Raw genomic sequence first — 16,523 nt, 5'->3', positions numbered from 1 at the left:
TTAACTAAAGGAGGAGTTACTATGGAATTTTTACAACAATTGATTAATGGCTTAGCTTTAGGTAGCGTATATGCACTCCTAGCTTTAGGTTACACAATGGTATATGGAATAATTCAATTAATAAACTTTGCCCATGGTGAAATATACATGATAGGAGCCTTTGCAGGCTTCTATTGTGCTACTACACTAAATTTACCGCTAGTACCTACATTATTAGCTGCAATGGCTACATCTGCACTAGCTGGTATTATAATTGAGAAAGTAGCATATAAGCCACTAAGAAACTCACCAAGAATAACATTACTTATTACTGCAATAGGTGTTTCTTTGTTATTACAAAATAGCATGAGAGTTCTAGTTGGTGCTAATCCAAAACCATTTCCAGACCTAATTAAAGCTGGTTACTTAGAAATAGGTGCACTTCATATAGAATGGAAGACACTACTTATGTTCGCTGTATCTGCAATCCTTGTACTTCTCCTTCAATTTATTGTTTTTAAAACTAAGGTTGGAAAGGCAATGAGAGCAGCTTCCTTTGATATAGAGGCTGCATCTTTGATGGGAATAAACGTTAATAATACAATATCACTAACTTTTGCTATTGGTTCTGCTCTAGCTGGTATTGCTGGTGTTCTAGTAGCAATATCCTATCCTAGCATAACTCCTTATATGGGTGTTATGCCTGGTCTAAAAGCCTTTGTTGCAGCAGTACTTGGAGGAATAGGAAGTATACCTGGTGCTTTACTAGGAGGATTATCTATTGGCTTATTAGAAACACTTTCAAAGGCATATATATCTACTACTTTTTCAGATGCAATAGTTTTTGGTATCCTAATTGTTATTTTATTAATTAAACCTTCTGGGTTACTTGGTAAGATAACAAGAGAGAAAGTGTAGGTGATATAAATGAAAAAATTATTAGAAAAAAGATCTTTATTAATATTTAGTGCAATATTACTTGTTTACGTCATCCTATTTACCTTATTAAAAACAGGAGTAATAGGTGCTTACTATGAAGGAATTATTCTTTTAACGTTTATAAATATAATTTTAGCTGTATCACTTAATTTAATTGTAGGCTTTACTGGTCAACTTTGTTTAGGACATGCTGGTTTTATGGCCATAGGTGCTTATATTTCTGCAATTATAAGTACTAAAGCTAACTTACCTTTCTTCTTATCAATTATAGTTGGTGCAATAGTATCTGCTTTCTTTGCTGCTTTGATTGGTTTTCCAACTTTAAAGCTTACAGGAGACTATTTTGCAATTACTACATTAGCCTTCTGTGAAATCATTAGGGTAATAATTATGAATATTGATTATGTAGGTGGTGCTCGTGGATTTACAGGAATCCCTACTAAGACAACTATTTCAATAAGCTTTTGGGTTATGGCACTTACAGTAGTTATTATTTATAACATAATCCATTCATCTCAAGGACGTGCAATGCTAGCTGTACGTGAAAATGAAATTGCAGCTGAATCTATGGGAGTTAATGCTTTTAAATATAAAATGACAGCTTTTATTATAGGAGCTTTCTTTGCTGGACTTGCTGGTGGATTATACGCTCATTATATGGGATATATTCAACCTACCTCCTTTGATTTTGTTAAATCAATTGACTACTTAACATTTGTAGTATTTGGAGGTATGGGATCTTTATCTGGTTCTATCATTTCTACAGGTATTTTAACATTTTTACCTGAGTTATTAAGAGGACTACAAGATTATAGGATGATTATTTATCCATTAGCCCTTATAATCTTAATGATATTTAGACCTCAAGGGTTACTTGGTGATAAAGAATTATCATTAAAAATATTTAAATTGAAAAATAATAAAGAAATTAAAGATATTGAAGCTGGAAAGGAGGCTTAAAATATGTTAGATGTAAAAGACCTATCTATAGAATTTGGAGGACTTAAAGCTGTTTCAGACTTTAACCTTTCAATAGAAGATAAACAAGTTGTTGGATTAATTGGACCTAATGGTGCAGGTAAAACTACTGTTTTCAATATGTTAACTGGAGTTTATGCTCCTACTAATGGCACTATTATATACCTTGGAGAAAATATTGAAGGTCTTAAGCCATACGATATTACTCAAAAAAAAATTTGTAGAACCTTTCAAAATATAAGACTATTTTCAAGCCTTTCTGTAATAGATAATGTAAAAATCAGCTTTAACTTTAGAATTAAATATAATCTATTTGATTCTATTCTTAGAACTCCTAGATTTAAAAAGGAGGAGGCTGAAATTGAAAAAAAATCACTAGAATTATTAAAGGCATTTAATCTAGCTGAAAAAAAGGATGAATTTGCAAAAAATCTTTCTTATGGTGAACAAAGAAGACTTGAAATTGTAAGAGCCCTTGCTGCTAAGCCTTCGTTAATACTTCTTGATGAACCTGCTGCAGGTATGAATCCTCAAGAAACAGCAGAGCTTATGGAATTAATTAATTGGATTAAAAATGAATTTCACATATCAGTTCTATTAATAGAACATGATATGAAACTGGTAATGGGTATTTGTGATAAAGTTGTAGTTCTTGACTATGGTAAAAAGATAGCTGAAGGAACTCCAAATGAAATAAAAAATAACCCTAAGGTAATTGAAGCTTATCTTGGAGAGGGGGCTTAAAATGCTTAAAATTGACAATATAAACTTATACTACGGTGGTATTCATGCATTAAAAGATCTTTCTTTAGAAGTAAAAAAAGGTGAGATTGTTACTTTAATAGGTGCAAATGGTGCAGGTAAAACCTCTACCCTAAGAGCAATATCGGGTCTTGAACCTATTAAAAGCGGAACTATATACTATAAAGGTTCCCCTATTAATAAAGTTCCTGCTCATAAAATAGTATCTTTAGGGCTATCTCATGTACCAGAGGGTAGAAAGATATTTGCAAACCTTACTGTATTAGAAAATCTTGAACTTGGTGCTTATTTAAGAAAAGATAAAGAAATTCAAAAAGATATGGAAATGGTATTTTCTAAATTTCCAAGACTTAAGGAAAGAGAAAAGCAACAAGCTGGTACACTTTCAGGTGGTGAACAGCAAATGCTTGCTATAGGTAGAGCATTAATGAATAGACCTGAGATGTTAATACTTGATGAGCCTTCTATGGGGCTTGCACCTCTTGTTGTTAAAGATATATTTGATACAATTGTTGAAATAAATAAGTCCGGTACTACAATTCTTCTAGTTGAACAAAATGCTAATATGGCACTTTCCATTGCAGATAGAGCTTATGTACTAGAAACAGGTAATATTGTTTTAAGTGGAGATTCTAAAGAACTATTAGAAGATGATAGTATAAAGAGCGCGTATCTTGGAGAGTAATTTAAAAAATTAATAGATATGAAGTTGGAATCCAGTAAAAGCTGGATTCCTTCTATTTTCACTTTAAAAGAATATTATCCTTAATTCACTTTTTACCTATGTATGGTATTATATAAACATTAGAAACCCTCCTATCTTGTACAACTCTTTTAGCCTCTAATGCTACATCTAAAGATATATTATTTTCACTTCTTCCACCATGTCCAGCATCAATTATCCATTTAGTCAAGTACTCTCCTCCTAAGAAGGTTAAAAAAGAGAAACCGCTAAGCGATTTCTCTTCTCAAAGCATTCATTATATTAGAATACAGGAATTACAGCTCCCTTATACTTTTCTTCTATAAATTTCTTACATTCATCAGAAGTTAAAGCCTCTTTTAATACTTTAGTCTTTTCAGAATCCTTATTCGCTTCCTTAACAACCAAAACATTTCTCTTAGTATTTATGTCTTCTCTGTTCTTATCCTCAGTATATAATCCATCTTTATTAGCATCTAAATTAGCTTGTAATGCATAGTTGCCATTAATAACAGCTGCTGTAACTTCTTCCAAAACTCTTGGTAGTTGCGCTGCATCTAATTCTTTAAACTTTAAGTTCTTTGGATTCTCAGTTATATCTTTTGGAGTAACTAATTCTCCTGCCTTTACCTTTATTAATCCTGCATCTTCAAGAACTCTTAATGCTCTTGCTTCATTAGTTGCATCATTTGGAATAGCTATTGTATCTCCATCCTTTATTTCATCTAAACTCTTAACACTCTTAGAATATAAAGTCATTGGCTCTAAATGAATTTCTGCAACATTTACTAAATCATAGCCCTTTGCCGAATTTGTTTCATTTAAGTATGCAATATGTTGGAAATAGTTTGCATCTACTTGCTCATCATATACTGCTGTGTTTTGTGGATCATAGTCATCAAAGACTTGTATATCTAAAGTATATCCTTTTTCTTCTACTAATGGTTTTATAGCCTTAACTATTTCCTCATGTGGTACTGCTGAAACAGCTATTGTTATAACCTTGTCATCTTCCTTCTTTTCTGTGCTGCCCCCACATCCAACTAAACCTAATGTTAATGCTCCTGCTAATACTAATGATAATAATTTTGTCTTTTTCATATTAAAATCCCCCTTTTATTTATCTTGATAATTTTTTATAAAAATAGTTTCCTAAGCTTTGAAGAACTTGTACTACTATAATCAACACAATTACTGTAACAATCATTACATCCGTTTGGAATCTTTGATATCCATATCTTATCGCTAAAGCTCCAAGACCACCTGCTCCAATGGAACCTGCCATTGCTGAGTATCCAATTAAACTTATAATTGTAAGTGTTATACCTGATAGAATTGATGGTATAGACTCTTTTAACATTACCTTGAATATAATTTGAAAATTACTTGAACCAAAGGATTTTGCAGCCTCTATAACTCCTGGATCTACTTCTTTTAAAGCAGATTCAATTACTCTTGCTACAAAAGGTGCTGCTGCAATTGTTAATGGCACTATAGCTGCTTTCTCACCAAGAGATGTTCCCATTATTGCTCTTGTAAAAGGTATTATAGCTACCATTAAAATTATGAATGGGAAACTTCTTAATACATTTACTACAACATCTATAGCCTTATAAATAACCTTATTAGGTTTTAAACCATTGCTATCTGTTACCACAAGTATTATTGCAATTATAAACCCAAGGATTACTGAAAATATTGTTGACGGAATAACCATTATCATCGTTTGTTGTATTGCTGGCCATAATAATTCCCACATACTAAATTACCTCCCATTCCATATTCTTGCTCTTTAAATAATCAGATATTGTTTCTTTGTCCTTTTCTTCAATATTTATAACTAAACTTCCAAGCACATTTTCCCTGAATTTTTCAAGTTTTCCCCAAACTATTGAAAAATCTACATTTGCTTCCCTGGCCATTCTTGTAATAAGTGCATTTTCAGAACAATCTGCTGGGAAGAAAATTCTTATATTTATTCCTTCATCAGGTAATGTTGTCTCATCCTCTTCACCAAGGAATTTCTTTAATGATGCTCCTGGCTTTAAGAATAGATCTTCTGCTCTTCCCTCAGCCTTAACTATTCCACCATCTATTAATGCAACTCTTTCACAAACTTCTTTAACAACTTCCATTTGGTGAGTTACTATAACTATTGTTATTCCTAATTCCTTATTTATTTTAGATAGAAGTGCTAAAATATCCTTAGTTATCTTAGGATCTAAAGCAGATGTAGCTTCATCACACAAAAGAATCTTTGGTTCTAAAGCTAATGCTCTTGCAATTGCAACCCTTTGTTTTTGTCCACCACTTAATGATGCAGGCTTAATTTTGGCCTTGTCTCCTAATCCCACCAAATCTAATAATTCATTTACTCTCTTATCTATATACTCTTTATCGTAGCCCCAAACTTCAAGAGGAAGAGAAACATTCTTATATACAGTTTTCCTTTTAAGTAAGTTAAAGTTTTGGAATATCATCCCCAAATTTTTTCTAAACTCTCTAAGCTTTTTAGCCCCTAAGCCTGAGACTTCTTCTCCCATGACTTTAATACTTCCTTTATCATAGGACTCTAATCCATTTATACATCTTAAAAGCGTTGATTTACCAGCACCACTATGGCCTATAATTCCGTAAATCTCCCCTTCCTTTATGCTTATTGCTATATCTTTTAATACCTCTGTTTGTCCAAAACTTTTACATACATTTATAATTTCTATCATAATAATGTCCCCTCCCTCTTTTTTAATATAAAAATAAATGCACTAGAGAATAAATCTCTAGTGCATGAATTCACTAAGCCTAATTTATTCTCTTATCTATCAGCAAAATATAAAAAATTGCTGCAGGAATTAGCACCGTATTCTAAATGGAAAATGAGCCACTTAATCGGTTGCTGGGTTTCACAGGGCCAGTCCCTCCACCACTCTGGATAAGATATTGTATTTTATTTTCTAATTAATTACTTCTTGTTTAATAATATATTCCAATCCTTTAATATTGTCAATATATTTTTTGAAAGTTATTCCAATATTTTTTCTAAACAATAAAAACTTCCATCTTTATCTGGTAAAGAAATTTCTCCTACTATGTTAAAACCTTGAGACTTGTACAACTTTTGTCCAAGTATATTTTTAGTATTAGTATCTAATCTTATTGCTTTAATTCCATCTTCTTTAGCATATTCTAAAACCTTCTGTATTAAATATTTGCCATATCCTTTTCCGGAAAAAGCAGGGTTTACTAATACTCTATGTAACACAACATAATCATCATTAAAAGTCCATGGCAAATCATCGTATGCCTTTTCCTCTGTTCTATTGATTACCACTATTCCTAAAATTTCATTTTTATTTTCTTCTAGTACAAATAATTCCCTTTTCTCTATATCACTCTTAAATGTATCTCTTGTTGGATAATTTTCATTCCAACTTATACCGAAATCTTTATAATGTTTTAGTGCTTCACATTTTATGCTATAAATCAAATCTAAATCTTTTAGTTCCCCTATTCTTAATCTCATAGTTTACTCCTTACATAAAATATCCTTCTCTATTATAGCAGAGTTAAAATCTATTGCACCCTGTATTTTTTTACTATTCTGATAAAAGGTGTATAAGCACTTTTAGCTCATACACCTTTTAACTTAATATTCTATTGTCTCATGGAATATTTCTATTATTTCTCCATCACAATTTTCTTCTATAAAATTTATAACTTTTTCTTTTGTTGTGTCTACTATAGCATTAGTACCACATACCTTTGATAGAGCAATGCCTATTATTTTATGATTATCCTGATGAGACATCTCTCCTACAGAAATGTTAAATTTATTTTTTAATCTTTGAGTAATACTATTAACTATCATACGCTTTTCTTTTAGGCTCTGAACCCAAGATACTCGTATTTTTATTTCCATCACTAGAACTTTCATGATATACCACATCCAAATTTTTATAATTGAATTAATTTACTTTTTGATTTTTTTAATAAAACTAAAGCAATTAACAATGTTAAAAACTCACTAAAAGCTACAGTAAGCCATATTCCTGAATCACCCATTATAGCAGGTAAAACTATAATCCCTATAAATATTAGTGCTATACCTCTTAAAAAGGAAATTATAGCTGATGTTTTAGCATCCTCTAAAGCTGTAAAATAGGAAGATGCCAAAATATTTAAGCCACTTACTAAAAATGCTAAAGAATAAATTTTACAAGCAAGTGAAGTAGTCTCTAATAATATTGTATCATTACTTACAAAGAAAGATATTAGTGTTTCTCCTCCAATAAATAAAAATCCTGTACATATTATACCTAGTATTACCATAACCTTTGATGCATATTTCATTAGTTCATTTATTCTTTCTCCTTTTTTTGCGCCATAGTTATAACTTATAATAGGTGTTATACCATTAGCTATTCCTAAATAAGCTGCTACTACAAGAGAAGCTATATACTGAATTATTGAGAAAGCAGATACTCCCATTTCTCCAATTTTTCTCATTAATACTATATTAAAAATAAAGGTAGTAAATGCTACTGCCACTTCAGTTAAAGCTTCTGAGGATCCATTATAAAAGAACCTTCCAATCTTTCTTAAATTTATTTTGCATTTTTTTAACCTTAAAATTGAATCCTTAGATTGAATTTTTATAAAAGCTAAAACAAATGAAATAAAAAATGCTATTCCAGATGCCAAGGCAGCACCTGCAACTCCCCAGCCCCAAAGCACTACAAAAACATAGTCTAAAATTATATTTAAAACTGATCCTAAAACAGTGCAGAACATAGAAAATGTTGGCATACCCATTGTTCTAATTCCTGCTGCTAAATAACTTCCACCAGTAAAGAATGGTACACATAGACAAAGAATAACCAAATATTCAACTACCCCCTTCATTAATGAAGGTGTTGCACCTAAAGCTGTAGCAACTCTATATCTAAATAAAAATATAATTATTCCTATAACTGAACTTATAACAATAAGAGAAAAGAATCCTAAACTAAAGCTTTCTCTAGCATCTTCTTTACTACCTTCTCCAAGTTCAATACTTGCTACAGTGTTTCCTCCAACTGAAACCATTATTCCTAAAGCTAGGGCCATGCTGAATATTGGCATTGCTATATTAACCATGGCTAATCCTTGTGGACCTACTACTCTTCCTACAAAAATACCATCTATAACAATATAAATTGAAAATATAATACTACTTATTACACTTGGTATAGCATACTTATAAAATAACTTTTTTATTTTCTCTGTTCCTAAATTTAATTCATTCATATAAGATAACTCCTTTCTACATTAAAAAATAATAAACCTTGGAGTTACTCCAAGGTCAAGCTACTGGAATCCAAATTTCATAAAAATCTTTTGGGAATCCATCTTTATTTTCAAATGCTATTGCTCTACAAAGAAGATTATCTTCTACTATTAAACCTTCATTATGAATATAATCTTTTATTTTTACAAGTTCACTATCCCATTGATCACATGTAACTTCTATAACTGTATGTAAACACTTCCTACTTGGAAATACTTTAAAATCACTAACATACTCTCCCTCTACAATACCACTTCCTCCTGAATAAAAGTGCTCATCTTTTATTTCACTACTAAAAAGTACCTCTTTATTAATTAACATAGAAAAAACAGTTTCTTTTATATAATTATTACTTCTAAGTTTTTCAATGGCGTCCATTAACTTTGATTCTTTAATTTCCACTTGTTCCATAGTATATAAAAACTTAGGACATTCCCTAATTGCAAACTTATTTAAATAATTTTCTGCTGTTATACACCAATTATCAAAATTTCTTATTTTAGTTTTTATATTCATAAGTTCTTCTATTCTGTTATCTATTACCTTCTCCTGATTTAAAATTCTTACTCTCATATCTTTCAAACTATAGTTATAAATCATTTCTTTTATATCATCTAAGGAAATTCCAACATCTTTTAATATCATTACATAAGATAATGTAATTATGTCATCCATGTTGTAATATCTATATCCATTACCTTCATCTTTTTGGGGAGAAACTATACCTAACTTATCATAATACCTTAATGTATCCCTAGATAATGATAAATACTTAGCTACATCTCCTATTAAATATCTATTATTCATAGTAAACACCTCTATATAATATAAGCAAGACTTTATTTAAGTCTTGCTTATATTATATCTACATTACCAAACCACCATCAACACCAATTATTGTTCCATTTGTAAAAGTACTTTCATCAGAAGCTAAATAAACATATGCTCCTGCTAGCTCTTTTGGAGTTCCAACTCTTCCAAGAGGAGTCATTGCTGCTAATGAATCTATAAATTTATCAGGTATAGATGCAACCATGTCTGTTTTAGTTACCCCAGGGGCTACTGCATTAACTCTTATTCCATATTGTCCAAGTTCCTTTGCAAGTGATTTAGTTAACCCATTTACTGCAGCTTTAGAAGCTGCATATGAACATCCACTCCTTTGTCCAAAGGTTGCAACCATAGATGATGTATTTATTATACTTCCTCCATCATTATCCTTCATTATTGGAACTACAGCCTTACACCATCTAAATATTCCAGTAACATTTACATTCATAACATTTACGAATTCCTCTTCTGTCATATCAAAGAAAGATACATCTGTTGTAATACCTGCATTGTTTATAAGTACATCAATCTTTCCAAATGTCTCATGTACCTTTTTAACTGCTTTATCAATTTCTTTTGATTCATTATTATTTACACCAAGCCCAAGTATCATAGCATTAGGATGACTACCTTTTAATGCTACTACCGCCTTGTCTGCATTCTTTTGATTTGATGCACAAGCTACAAGTTTTGCACCTTCTGATAACAACTTATCAGCCACTGCATATCCAATACCTCGTGATGCTCCTGTAACAATTATGACCTTATCCTTTACTCTCATATATACATCTCCTCCGTATAAAAATATTCTCTATTTAGTAATAAGCATTTTTATAATAATTTATTACTTATCTCTATAAATAAAAGTTGTTTAACATTGACACTAATTTATAGTATTTTTATAATATTACTAATTCACAATTAATTTTAAGGAGATTATTCTATGAATGATATTCTAACACCTGTAACTTCAGATGAATTTCACAAGAATGTAATAATAAAATTCAAAAATATATTAGATGGACTAGATACTTTTCCAAACTTTACCCTAGAGCCTAAAAATGTATATTCAGGTGAAGGGGAAATGATTGACTATATCCTTAAAATCTTTAAATTAAACAATTCTTTTTGTTATATAGATTTTTATCTTGATAAACTATCAGAAGAAGATAAAGAAAACTTAGTTAATCTTGTTCCAGAAGAAGATAGGAAGCTGCTTAAAGCTAACTTAAATATTGAAAACTATAGTAATTACTTCAAAGTAGAACACATAGGATTAATCCCTTTTTTAACTAGACTCTCTACTAGAGAAAACTTCTTTATAACATTCTATTTTACTGAAATTCCAATTACTATATGGGGTAACTATGGAATGAAATTTCCTTGTTTTTGTCTAGATCAAAAGGATTTAAACTTTTATATAAATCAACTTAAATAAAATATAAGCTTGTTCCGTCACTGGGCTCCAAATCACATCAAAACAAATATCCCCCCCACCCGTACTAAAGGTAAGGAAATTATAAAATTACTATCATTTATTTTATATTTTTAATATAAAAATGTAATAATACCTTTGATTTATAGCTAATTGAAATTTTATATTTTCCTCTAAAGAATAAAAAATCTCTAGGAATAACCTAGAGACATATTCTTACCTTTTCAATTTTCTTATCAGACACTTCATCTATTTTAAAAACAATATTGTTATACTTTATTTCTTTTTCTTCATCTTCTAAAGGAATTTTTCCAATTAAGTTAATTAAGAATCCATTTAAAGTATCTAACTCATCAGAATTTACATCAAGGTTTAAATTTTCATTTAATTCATCTAATTGAGTAGTACCATCTACTAAATAACAATTCTCTCCAACTTTTCTTATGCCAAACTCCTCTTCATCATCCTCATCATTTATATCTCCAACAATTTCTTCAACTAAATCTTCAACAGTTATGATACCTGAGAATCCACCATACTCATCTACAATTATTGCTATATGACGTTTAATATCCTGTAAGTCTCTAAATAAATGTCTAATTGACTTACACTCTGGCACAAAATAAGGTTCTTGTAATATATCCTGTATATTTACATTTTCAAAGCCCTTATTTCTAGCTTCTATCATGAAGTCTTTCATATATAACACTCCAATGATATTATCAATTTCATCTTCATAGACAGGTATTCTAGCAAATCTCTTTTGTAAAAGCTCGTCCAAATATTCTTCAAGAGGTTCATTTATATCTATACAATATACCTCTGTTCTTGGCGTCATAACCTTTTCAGCTATTTTGTCATCAAATTCAAACACACTTTCTATCATTTCTTTTTCACTTTCATCAATTGCACCATGTTCTTCTCCTGTTTCTACAAGAGACTTAATTTCTTCCTTTGTTACTCTTTCCTCTGAGTCATCACTATCCAATCCAAATAGCTTTACTAAAATATTTGTTGACACTGACAGTATCTTAACAAAAGGTGCCGCTATCTTAGAAATTAAAAGAATAGGATTTACAACTAGCATAGAAAGCTTGTCTGCTTTTTTTATAGCTAATCTCTTAGGAAAAAGTTCACCAAATACAAGTGTAAAATAAGATAAGATTATTGTTACACCTACAAAAGATATTTGTTCACCATAAGGTATATTCATGTCTGTTAACATTTTACCTACTACTGTTGAAATACCTGTTGCTGCAGATGCACTGGCAAAAAATCCAGATAGTGTTATAGCAACTTGAATTGTAGACAAGAACTTTGTTGGTTCCTCTACTAATTTGCATATTGTGCTAGCCTTTTTATTACCTTCATTAGCTAACATTTTCATTTTTGTTTTATTAATTGATACAATTGCCATCTCTGCTGCTGCAAAGAAAGCATTTACTGCTGTTAATACTACTAACAATATGAGCTGTCCAGCAATATTAGCAGGGTCGGGATCACTTTCCATATTTCATTTCTCCTTTTTTAATATAGTGATTAAATCTTATCATGAATCATAAACATTATCAAATATTGTAAATCTTATAAAAAAGATTAAAATTCCCCAAAAATAAAGTTTATATTAAAAAACAACTTAATTTCTCGCTATATCAAACTCTTTCTATATAATTATATTAAATAATTAATACCTTTTTAAGGTTAAAGCTTTCCTCAACCTTTTTTTAGATATATTTTCCTAAAGAATAAAAAAAGACTATCCTTAATAAACTTGGATAATCTTTTATATATGGCTAGGGTAGTCGGATTCGAACCGACCATACTCAGAGTCAGAATCTGATGCCTTACCGCTTGGCTATACCCCATTAATAATATTATTATAACATATTTTTCTATACTTTCTATATTCTTCTTTAAATCTTATTTTTTATTTTTCTCCCATTTTATATATCAACACATATTATAATATTAAGATTTAATTTTACAAAAGTTTAGAAATTGAGGTGTATTATGAAAAACTATATAAACAATAACTTTATAAAAGAGTTTGAAGAAGAAAAAACTGCATACGATAACTACGATATAAATGAGTTCTATGATCCATGTGATTCTCCAGAACCTTGTGATATTTACAACCCATGTGAAATTTATGAACCTTATGATACTAATATAAATGAATTTGATCATAAAAATAATTTGCCTTATAACAACTTTAACATGGATAAGTATTTAAAAAAGCAAAATAGTATAAACTCTTTCAAGTCCAATGATTTTGATAGCTTTAAAAAAGGAACAAATGATTGTTGTAAATGTAAGGAATGTTCTAACAAAAAATTGAATAGTATTTTAACAGCTATGTCATCAACTCTTTATAACATTGGAAATAATACAGACAAGCTTCAATGTCTATATAATGACCTTGATTGTTTACTTCATAAATGCCATTTAAATAAAGATCAAAAACATGCTATAAAATGCTTACAAGAATCAGTAGGAATACTCGTATTTGCTTCTAAAAAAACAAATAAAACCCTTATTGATGTAAAGAATACTTTCTGTTAGATAATAATACTTTGTAGAATATTGACGAATACATTGTTATAATGTATACTTCTAAAACGTAGGATACCTTTAAACTAGTCCTGTGAGACTAATAAGGAAGTATTACATTATTTATGTATTTTATACGCCTTAGTATCTTAATTGGTATTAAGGCGTTTTTATATATCTGGTATCCTATATATTTAGAATTATTATGGAGGATACTATGAAAAAACAAAACTCAAACAAACTAGCTATTCAAATGGCAATATCATTAATTCTAGGTCTAATTGCTGGAACAGGATTTATATTATTAAGAGAAAATTTATTAAGTAATGGAAATGTTGATTTATGGACAAGTATAAATAACTTATTATTCCAAGATATATCTGCTGAAGGAGCTCAAAATGCTCTAGGATTATTCTATATAGCAGGACAACTATTTGTAAACTCATTACAACTTGTAATTGTACCAATGGTATTTACTTCAATAGCTTTAGCTATGTGTAAAGTAAGTGATACTAAGAAACTTGGTCGTATTTCTTATAAGACAATATTAGGATTCTTAGTTACATCATTATTTGCTCTTATATTAGCTGGAATCTTTGGATTTACTGCAAATAAAATGGGATTATTTAATGTAAGTATAGATAACTTGACTTCTCAAGCTGGAAGCGCTGGTTCTAATCCATTATTAGTTATAGTGAAAGCTATACCAAATAACATAGCTGCAACTTTCACTCAAAATGGTAGTATTTTAGCTGTTGTTTTCTTAGCCGTAGTTACTGGTCTTTGCATAAACCACTTAGGTGATCAAATTCAAGTATTAAAAAAGTTACTAGAAGATGTTAATAACATAATAACTGTTTTCTTAAGCTTCGTTATTACTAAGTTTGGACCTATTGCTATATTCGTACTTATAACTAGAACATTTGCAATCTATGGGGTAGAACACTTAAAACCTGCTCTAGCTTACGTAATAACAACTGTAATAGCATTATTACTATTCTTAATATTTGGTTATGCTGCTTTCGTTGGAATAGCTGCTAAGTTAAATCCAATAACTTTTGTTAAGAAGATTTCTAAGGTTGCATTATTTGGATTTTCAACATCTTCATCAGCTGCAACCTTACCTCTTAACACAAAGACAACTGTTGAGGAATTAGGTGTTAGTGATGAAATCGCTTCATTTACACTACCTCTAGGAATGACTATAAACATGAACGGAACTGCAATAATGCAAATTATAGCAGCCATATTTATAGCATCAAGTGCTGGATATGAAGTAACTATTGGAAACATAATTGTTATAGGATTACTTGCTCTTATAGCTTCAGTAGGTACACCTGCTGCCCCTGGTGCTGGTGCAATCATACTATTCACAGTTCTTACTGGAATGGGATACAACAATGATGCTGCATTACTTGCATACTCATTAATCTTAGCAATAAACAGACCAGTAGAAATGTTAGTAACATCACTAAACGTTGTTGGTGACTCTGCTACAGCAGTATTTGTTGCTAAATCAGAAGGAATGTTAGACGAAGAAAAATATAATGCTATTTAATAAAAAGTCCTGCTTATGCAGGATTTTTTTGCTTTAGGAAATATAAAAAATATTGTAATAAAACTACTACTCATTATAACTCTACTCTTCATAAGGAAGGTAATACTTGTATTCTAATATTGGATATATTTTCTAAATTCAATTATGTTTTACTTCCACATAGAATTAAGTATAATGACAAAAATAAAAATAAAGTTTCCTTCTCATCAATATCATATTTATATATTTTTATCTTTATAAACTATTTTTAATATTATAGGCGTTGTTATAGCACAAACCACAACTAAAATAATTATTGGCGCTAAAAATACAGGATTCATAATTCCCATAGATATTCCTTTATTAGCTACAACCAAAGCCACCTCACCTCTAGCTACCATTCCCACACCAACTTGTAATGCTTCTTTATTGTTAAACCCGCATAACTTTGCTCCAAGTCCACATCCTATAACCTTTGTTATTATTCCTATACCAACTATACAAATAGTAAATAAAATTATTCCCAAGGACATTTTACTTAATGATACTTTTAATCCAATGCTTGCAAAGAATATTGGTGAAAGTAACATATAAGATAAAGTTTCAAACCTTGCATTTATATAACTTGTCTCTTTATTATTTGACAAAACAAGTCCAGCTATAAAAGCTCCTGTTATATCAGCTACCCCAAAGAACCTTTCTGCTACAAATGATAATAATAAGCAAAATACAAAGGCTGCTATAATAAACCTTCTCATATCACTGTTATATCTATTAACAAATTTATCAAAGCACTTATAAAAAAGATACCCTGATATTCCAGAAAGAATAAAAAATAATATTATCTTAATTAACACCAAAATTACACTTACACTTGCATCATTAAAGCTAGTAACTATAGTTAATGCAATTATCCCTAAGATATCATCAATTAAGGCTGCACCCAATATAGCATTACCAGTCTTAACATTAAGCTTTCCAAGCTCCTTCAAAGTTTCTACAGTTATACTTACTGATGTAGCAGTTAGTATAATTCCAATAAAGATATTCTCTATAAATTCATTTCCATAAACACCTGCTAGCTCTCCCCTATTAAAAATATAAGCTACTATAGTTCCTCCTATAAGAGGTAGAATAACTCCACATAAAGCAACTATAAAAGATGCCTTTCCTGTACTTTTTAGTTCATTAATATCTGTAGATAATCCTGCTGTAAACATGATTACTATTACACCAAGCTCTGCTATTTGCTTTATAAAATCAGTTTCTGTAATTATATTAAAAACAGCTGGACCTAGTATTAAACCTGCTAATAGTGCCCCTACTACCTGAGGCATTTGGAACTTTTTAGTTACTATTCCTAAGACTTTTGTACTTAACAAAATCAAAGCAATATCAAATAAATATCTGTATGATAACATCCTGTCCATCTCCTAACTCTATATTTTCCACATATAACCATTATAGTGCTATATAAGTTATA

The 16,523-nt window shown here is 30.1% G+C and carries 18 protein-coding genes, 1 tRNA gene and 1 riboswitch; of the genes, 7 read left to right on the top strand and 12 right to left on the bottom strand.

Annotated elements, in window-relative coordinates:
• The first annotated feature begins 21 nt into the window (after nucleotides 1–21).
• From KIB46_RS04880 to KIB46_RS04865, 4 genes are read left to right on the top strand one after another with little or no spacing between them, the layout of a single operon-like run.
• Nucleotides 22–897: a branched-chain amino acid ABC transporter permease gene (locus KIB46_RS04880; protein ID WP_291671043.1), complete on the top strand. Its 876-nt coding sequence runs from the start codon at nucleotides 22–24 to the stop codon at nucleotides 895–897.
• A 9-nt stretch (nucleotides 898–906) separates the two neighbouring features.
• Nucleotides 907–1,878, top strand: a complete 972-nt coding sequence (locus tag KIB46_RS04875; protein ID WP_291671042.1) for a branched-chain amino acid ABC transporter permease — start codon at nucleotides 907–909, stop codon at nucleotides 1,876–1,878.
• A gap of 3 nt (nucleotides 1,879–1,881) precedes the next feature.
• Nucleotides 1,882–2,640, top strand: a complete 759-nt coding sequence (locus KIB46_RS04870) for an ABC transporter ATP-binding protein (RefSeq protein WP_156560648.1) — start codon at nucleotides 1,882–1,884, stop codon at nucleotides 2,638–2,640.
• Between the two features lies 1 nt (nucleotide 2,641).
• Nucleotides 2,642–3,343 (top strand): ABC transporter ATP-binding protein, encoded by a 702-nt coding sequence (locus KIB46_RS04865; RefSeq protein ID WP_156560650.1) that lies wholly within the window; start codon nucleotides 2,642–2,644, stop codon nucleotides 3,341–3,343.
• Nucleotides 3,344–3,428: 85 nt separating this feature from the next.
• Here the strand turns inward: KIB46_RS04865 and KIB46_RS04860 are convergent, their stop codons facing one another.
• The 9 genes from KIB46_RS04860 to KIB46_RS04820 form a co-directional block, all read right to left on the bottom strand.
• Nucleotides 3,429–3,572: a hypothetical protein gene (locus tag KIB46_RS04860; RefSeq protein WP_291671041.1), complete on the bottom strand. Its 144-nt coding sequence runs from the start codon at nucleotides 3,570–3,572 to the stop codon at nucleotides 3,429–3,431.
• Nucleotides 3,573–3,643: 71 nt separating this feature from the next.
• Nucleotides 3,644–4,462: a MetQ/NlpA family ABC transporter substrate-binding protein gene (locus tag KIB46_RS04855; RefSeq protein WP_156563072.1), complete on the bottom strand. Its 819-nt coding sequence runs from the start codon at nucleotides 4,460–4,462 to the stop codon at nucleotides 3,644–3,646.
• A gap of 19 nt (nucleotides 4,463–4,481) precedes the next feature.
• Entirely contained in the window at nucleotides 4,482–5,120 is a 639-nt protein-coding gene (locus tag KIB46_RS04850) for a methionine ABC transporter permease (RefSeq protein WP_291671040.1), read from the bottom strand.
• A gap of 1 nt (nucleotide 5,121) precedes the next feature.
• Nucleotides 5,122–6,084: a methionine ABC transporter ATP-binding protein gene (locus tag KIB46_RS04845; RefSeq protein ID WP_291671039.1), complete on the bottom strand. Its 963-nt coding sequence runs from the start codon at nucleotides 6,082–6,084 to the stop codon at nucleotides 5,122–5,124.
• 89 nt (nucleotides 6,085–6,173) lie between these two features.
• A riboswitch (SAM riboswitch) is annotated at nucleotides 6,174–6,300 on the bottom strand.
• An 83-nt stretch (nucleotides 6,301–6,383) separates the two neighbouring features.
• The gene (locus KIB46_RS04840; protein ID WP_156563079.1) at nucleotides 6,384–6,884 is read right to left on the bottom strand and encodes a GNAT family N-acetyltransferase; all 501 of its coding nucleotides are present in this window, start codon (nucleotides 6,882–6,884) and stop codon (nucleotides 6,384–6,386) included.
• Nucleotides 6,885–7,007: 123 nt separating this feature from the next.
• A complete protein-coding gene (locus tag KIB46_RS04835; RefSeq protein WP_156563082.1) occupies nucleotides 7,008–7,295 on the bottom strand; it encodes a DUF503 domain-containing protein in 288 nt (95 codons plus the stop codon).
• A 20-nt stretch (nucleotides 7,296–7,315) separates the two neighbouring features.
• Entirely contained in the window at nucleotides 7,316–8,647 is a 1,332-nt protein-coding gene (locus KIB46_RS04830; RefSeq protein WP_291671038.1) for an MATE family efflux transporter, read from the bottom strand.
• A gap of 55 nt (nucleotides 8,648–8,702) precedes the next feature.
• Nucleotides 8,703–9,494 (bottom strand): MerR family transcriptional regulator, encoded by a 792-nt coding sequence (locus tag KIB46_RS04825; RefSeq protein WP_156563086.1) that lies wholly within the window; start codon nucleotides 9,492–9,494, stop codon nucleotides 8,703–8,705.
• Nucleotides 9,495–9,552: 58 nt separating this feature from the next.
• On the bottom strand, nucleotides 9,553–10,299 hold the full coding sequence (locus KIB46_RS04820) for a 3-oxoacyl-ACP reductase family protein (RefSeq protein WP_291671037.1): 747 nt from the start codon (nucleotides 10,297–10,299) through the stop codon (nucleotides 9,553–9,555).
• 162 nt (nucleotides 10,300–10,461) lie between these two features.
• Between KIB46_RS04820 and KIB46_RS04815 the strand changes: the two genes are divergently transcribed.
• Complete coding sequence (locus KIB46_RS04815; protein ID WP_156563091.1) at nucleotides 10,462–10,956, top strand: hypothetical protein; 495 nt, start codon at nucleotides 10,462–10,464, stop codon at nucleotides 10,954–10,956.
• A gap of 199 nt (nucleotides 10,957–11,155) precedes the next feature.
• Here the strand turns inward: KIB46_RS04815 and KIB46_RS04810 are convergent, their stop codons facing one another.
• Together KIB46_RS04810 and KIB46_RS04805 are read right to left on the bottom strand one after the other, a co-directional pair.
• The gene (locus tag KIB46_RS04810; RefSeq protein WP_156563095.1) at nucleotides 11,156–12,463 is read right to left on the bottom strand and encodes a hemolysin family protein; all 1,308 of its coding nucleotides are present in this window, start codon (nucleotides 12,461–12,463) and stop codon (nucleotides 11,156–11,158) included.
• A gap of 280 nt (nucleotides 12,464–12,743) precedes the next feature.
• Nucleotides 12,744–12,818, bottom strand: a tRNA-Gln gene (locus tag KIB46_RS04805).
• A gap of 145 nt (nucleotides 12,819–12,963) precedes the next feature.
• Between KIB46_RS04805 and KIB46_RS04800 the strand changes: the two genes are divergently transcribed.
• Together KIB46_RS04800 and KIB46_RS04795 are read left to right on the top strand one after the other, a co-directional pair.
• Entirely contained in the window at nucleotides 12,964–13,515 is a 552-nt protein-coding gene (locus KIB46_RS04800) for a hypothetical protein (protein ID WP_291671036.1), read from the top strand.
• Nucleotides 13,516–13,720: 205 nt separating this feature from the next.
• Nucleotides 13,721–15,061 (top strand): dicarboxylate/amino acid:cation symporter, encoded by a 1,341-nt coding sequence (locus KIB46_RS04795; protein ID WP_156563098.1) that lies wholly within the window; start codon nucleotides 13,721–13,723, stop codon nucleotides 15,059–15,061.
• A gap of 218 nt (nucleotides 15,062–15,279) precedes the next feature.
• On the opposite strand, the gene KIB46_RS04790 is transcribed toward KIB46_RS04795, so the two are convergent.
• Nucleotides 15,280–16,461, bottom strand: coding sequence for a cation:proton antiporter (locus KIB46_RS04790; RefSeq protein WP_291671035.1), 1,182 nt, complete (start codon nucleotides 16,459–16,461; stop codon nucleotides 15,280–15,282).
• Between the last annotated feature and the right edge of the window lie 62 nt (nucleotides 16,462–16,523).

Source organism: Clostridium sp. (assembly GCF_018372875.1).
Lineage (GTDB): Bacteria > Bacillota > Clostridia > Clostridiales > Clostridiaceae > Clostridium.
Note: the sequence above shows the minus strand (reverse complement) of the source record. Positions and strands in the feature narration are given on the sequence as shown.

What these genes read in the sequence shown, in the direction of transcription:
- KIB46_RS04865 (WP_156560650.1), top strand. Translation starts at nt 2,642, where the DNA reads ATGCTTAAAATTGACAATATAAACTTATACTACGGTGGTATTCATGCA.
- KIB46_RS04840 (WP_156563079.1), bottom strand. Translation starts at nt 6,884, where the DNA reads ATGAGATTAAGAATAGGGGAACTAAAAGATTTAGATTTGATTTATAGC.
- KIB46_RS04825 (WP_156563086.1), bottom strand. Translation starts at nt 9,494, where the DNA reads ATGAATAATAGATATTTAATAGGAGATGTAGCTAAGTATTTATCATTA.
- KIB46_RS04790 (WP_291671035.1), bottom strand. Translation starts at nt 16,461, where the DNA reads ATGTTATCATACAGATATTTATTTGATATTGCTTTGATTTTGTTAAGT.
- KIB46_RS04850 (WP_291671040.1), bottom strand. Translation starts at nt 5,120, where the DNA reads ATGTGGGAATTATTATGGCCAGCAATACAACAAACGATGATAATGGTT.
- KIB46_RS04875 (WP_291671042.1), top strand. Translation starts at nt 907, where the DNA reads ATGAAAAAATTATTAGAAAAAAGATCTTTATTAATATTTAGTGCAATA.
- KIB46_RS04820 (WP_291671037.1), bottom strand. Translation starts at nt 10,299, where the DNA reads ATGAGAGTAAAGGATAAGGTCATAATTGTTACAGGAGCATCACGAGGT.
- KIB46_RS04870 (WP_156560648.1), top strand. Translation starts at nt 1,882, where the DNA reads ATGTTAGATGTAAAAGACCTATCTATAGAATTTGGAGGACTTAAAGCT.
- KIB46_RS04795 (WP_156563098.1), top strand. Translation starts at nt 13,721, where the DNA reads ATGAAAAAACAAAACTCAAACAAACTAGCTATTCAAATGGCAATATCA.
- KIB46_RS04835 (WP_156563082.1), bottom strand. Translation starts at nt 7,295, where the DNA reads ATGAAAGTTCTAGTGATGGAAATAAAAATACGAGTATCTTGGGTTCAG.
- KIB46_RS04815 (WP_156563091.1), top strand. Translation starts at nt 10,462, where the DNA reads ATGAATGATATTCTAACACCTGTAACTTCAGATGAATTTCACAAGAAT.
- KIB46_RS04845 (WP_291671039.1), bottom strand. Translation starts at nt 6,084, where the DNA reads ATGATAGAAATTATAAATGTATGTAAAAGTTTTGGACAAACAGAGGTA.
- KIB46_RS04880 (WP_291671043.1), top strand. Translation starts at nt 22, where the DNA reads ATGGAATTTTTACAACAATTGATTAATGGCTTAGCTTTAGGTAGCGTA.
- KIB46_RS04830 (WP_291671038.1), bottom strand. Translation starts at nt 8,647, where the DNA reads ATGAATGAATTAAATTTAGGAACAGAGAAAATAAAAAAGTTATTTTAT.
- KIB46_RS04855 (WP_156563072.1), bottom strand. Translation starts at nt 4,462, where the DNA reads ATGAAAAAGACAAAATTATTATCATTAGTATTAGCAGGAGCATTAACA.
- KIB46_RS04800 (WP_291671036.1), top strand. Translation starts at nt 12,964, where the DNA reads ATGAAAAACTATATAAACAATAACTTTATAAAAGAGTTTGAAGAAGAA.
- KIB46_RS04810 (WP_156563095.1), bottom strand. Translation starts at nt 12,463, where the DNA reads ATGGAAAGTGATCCCGACCCTGCTAATATTGCTGGACAGCTCATATTG.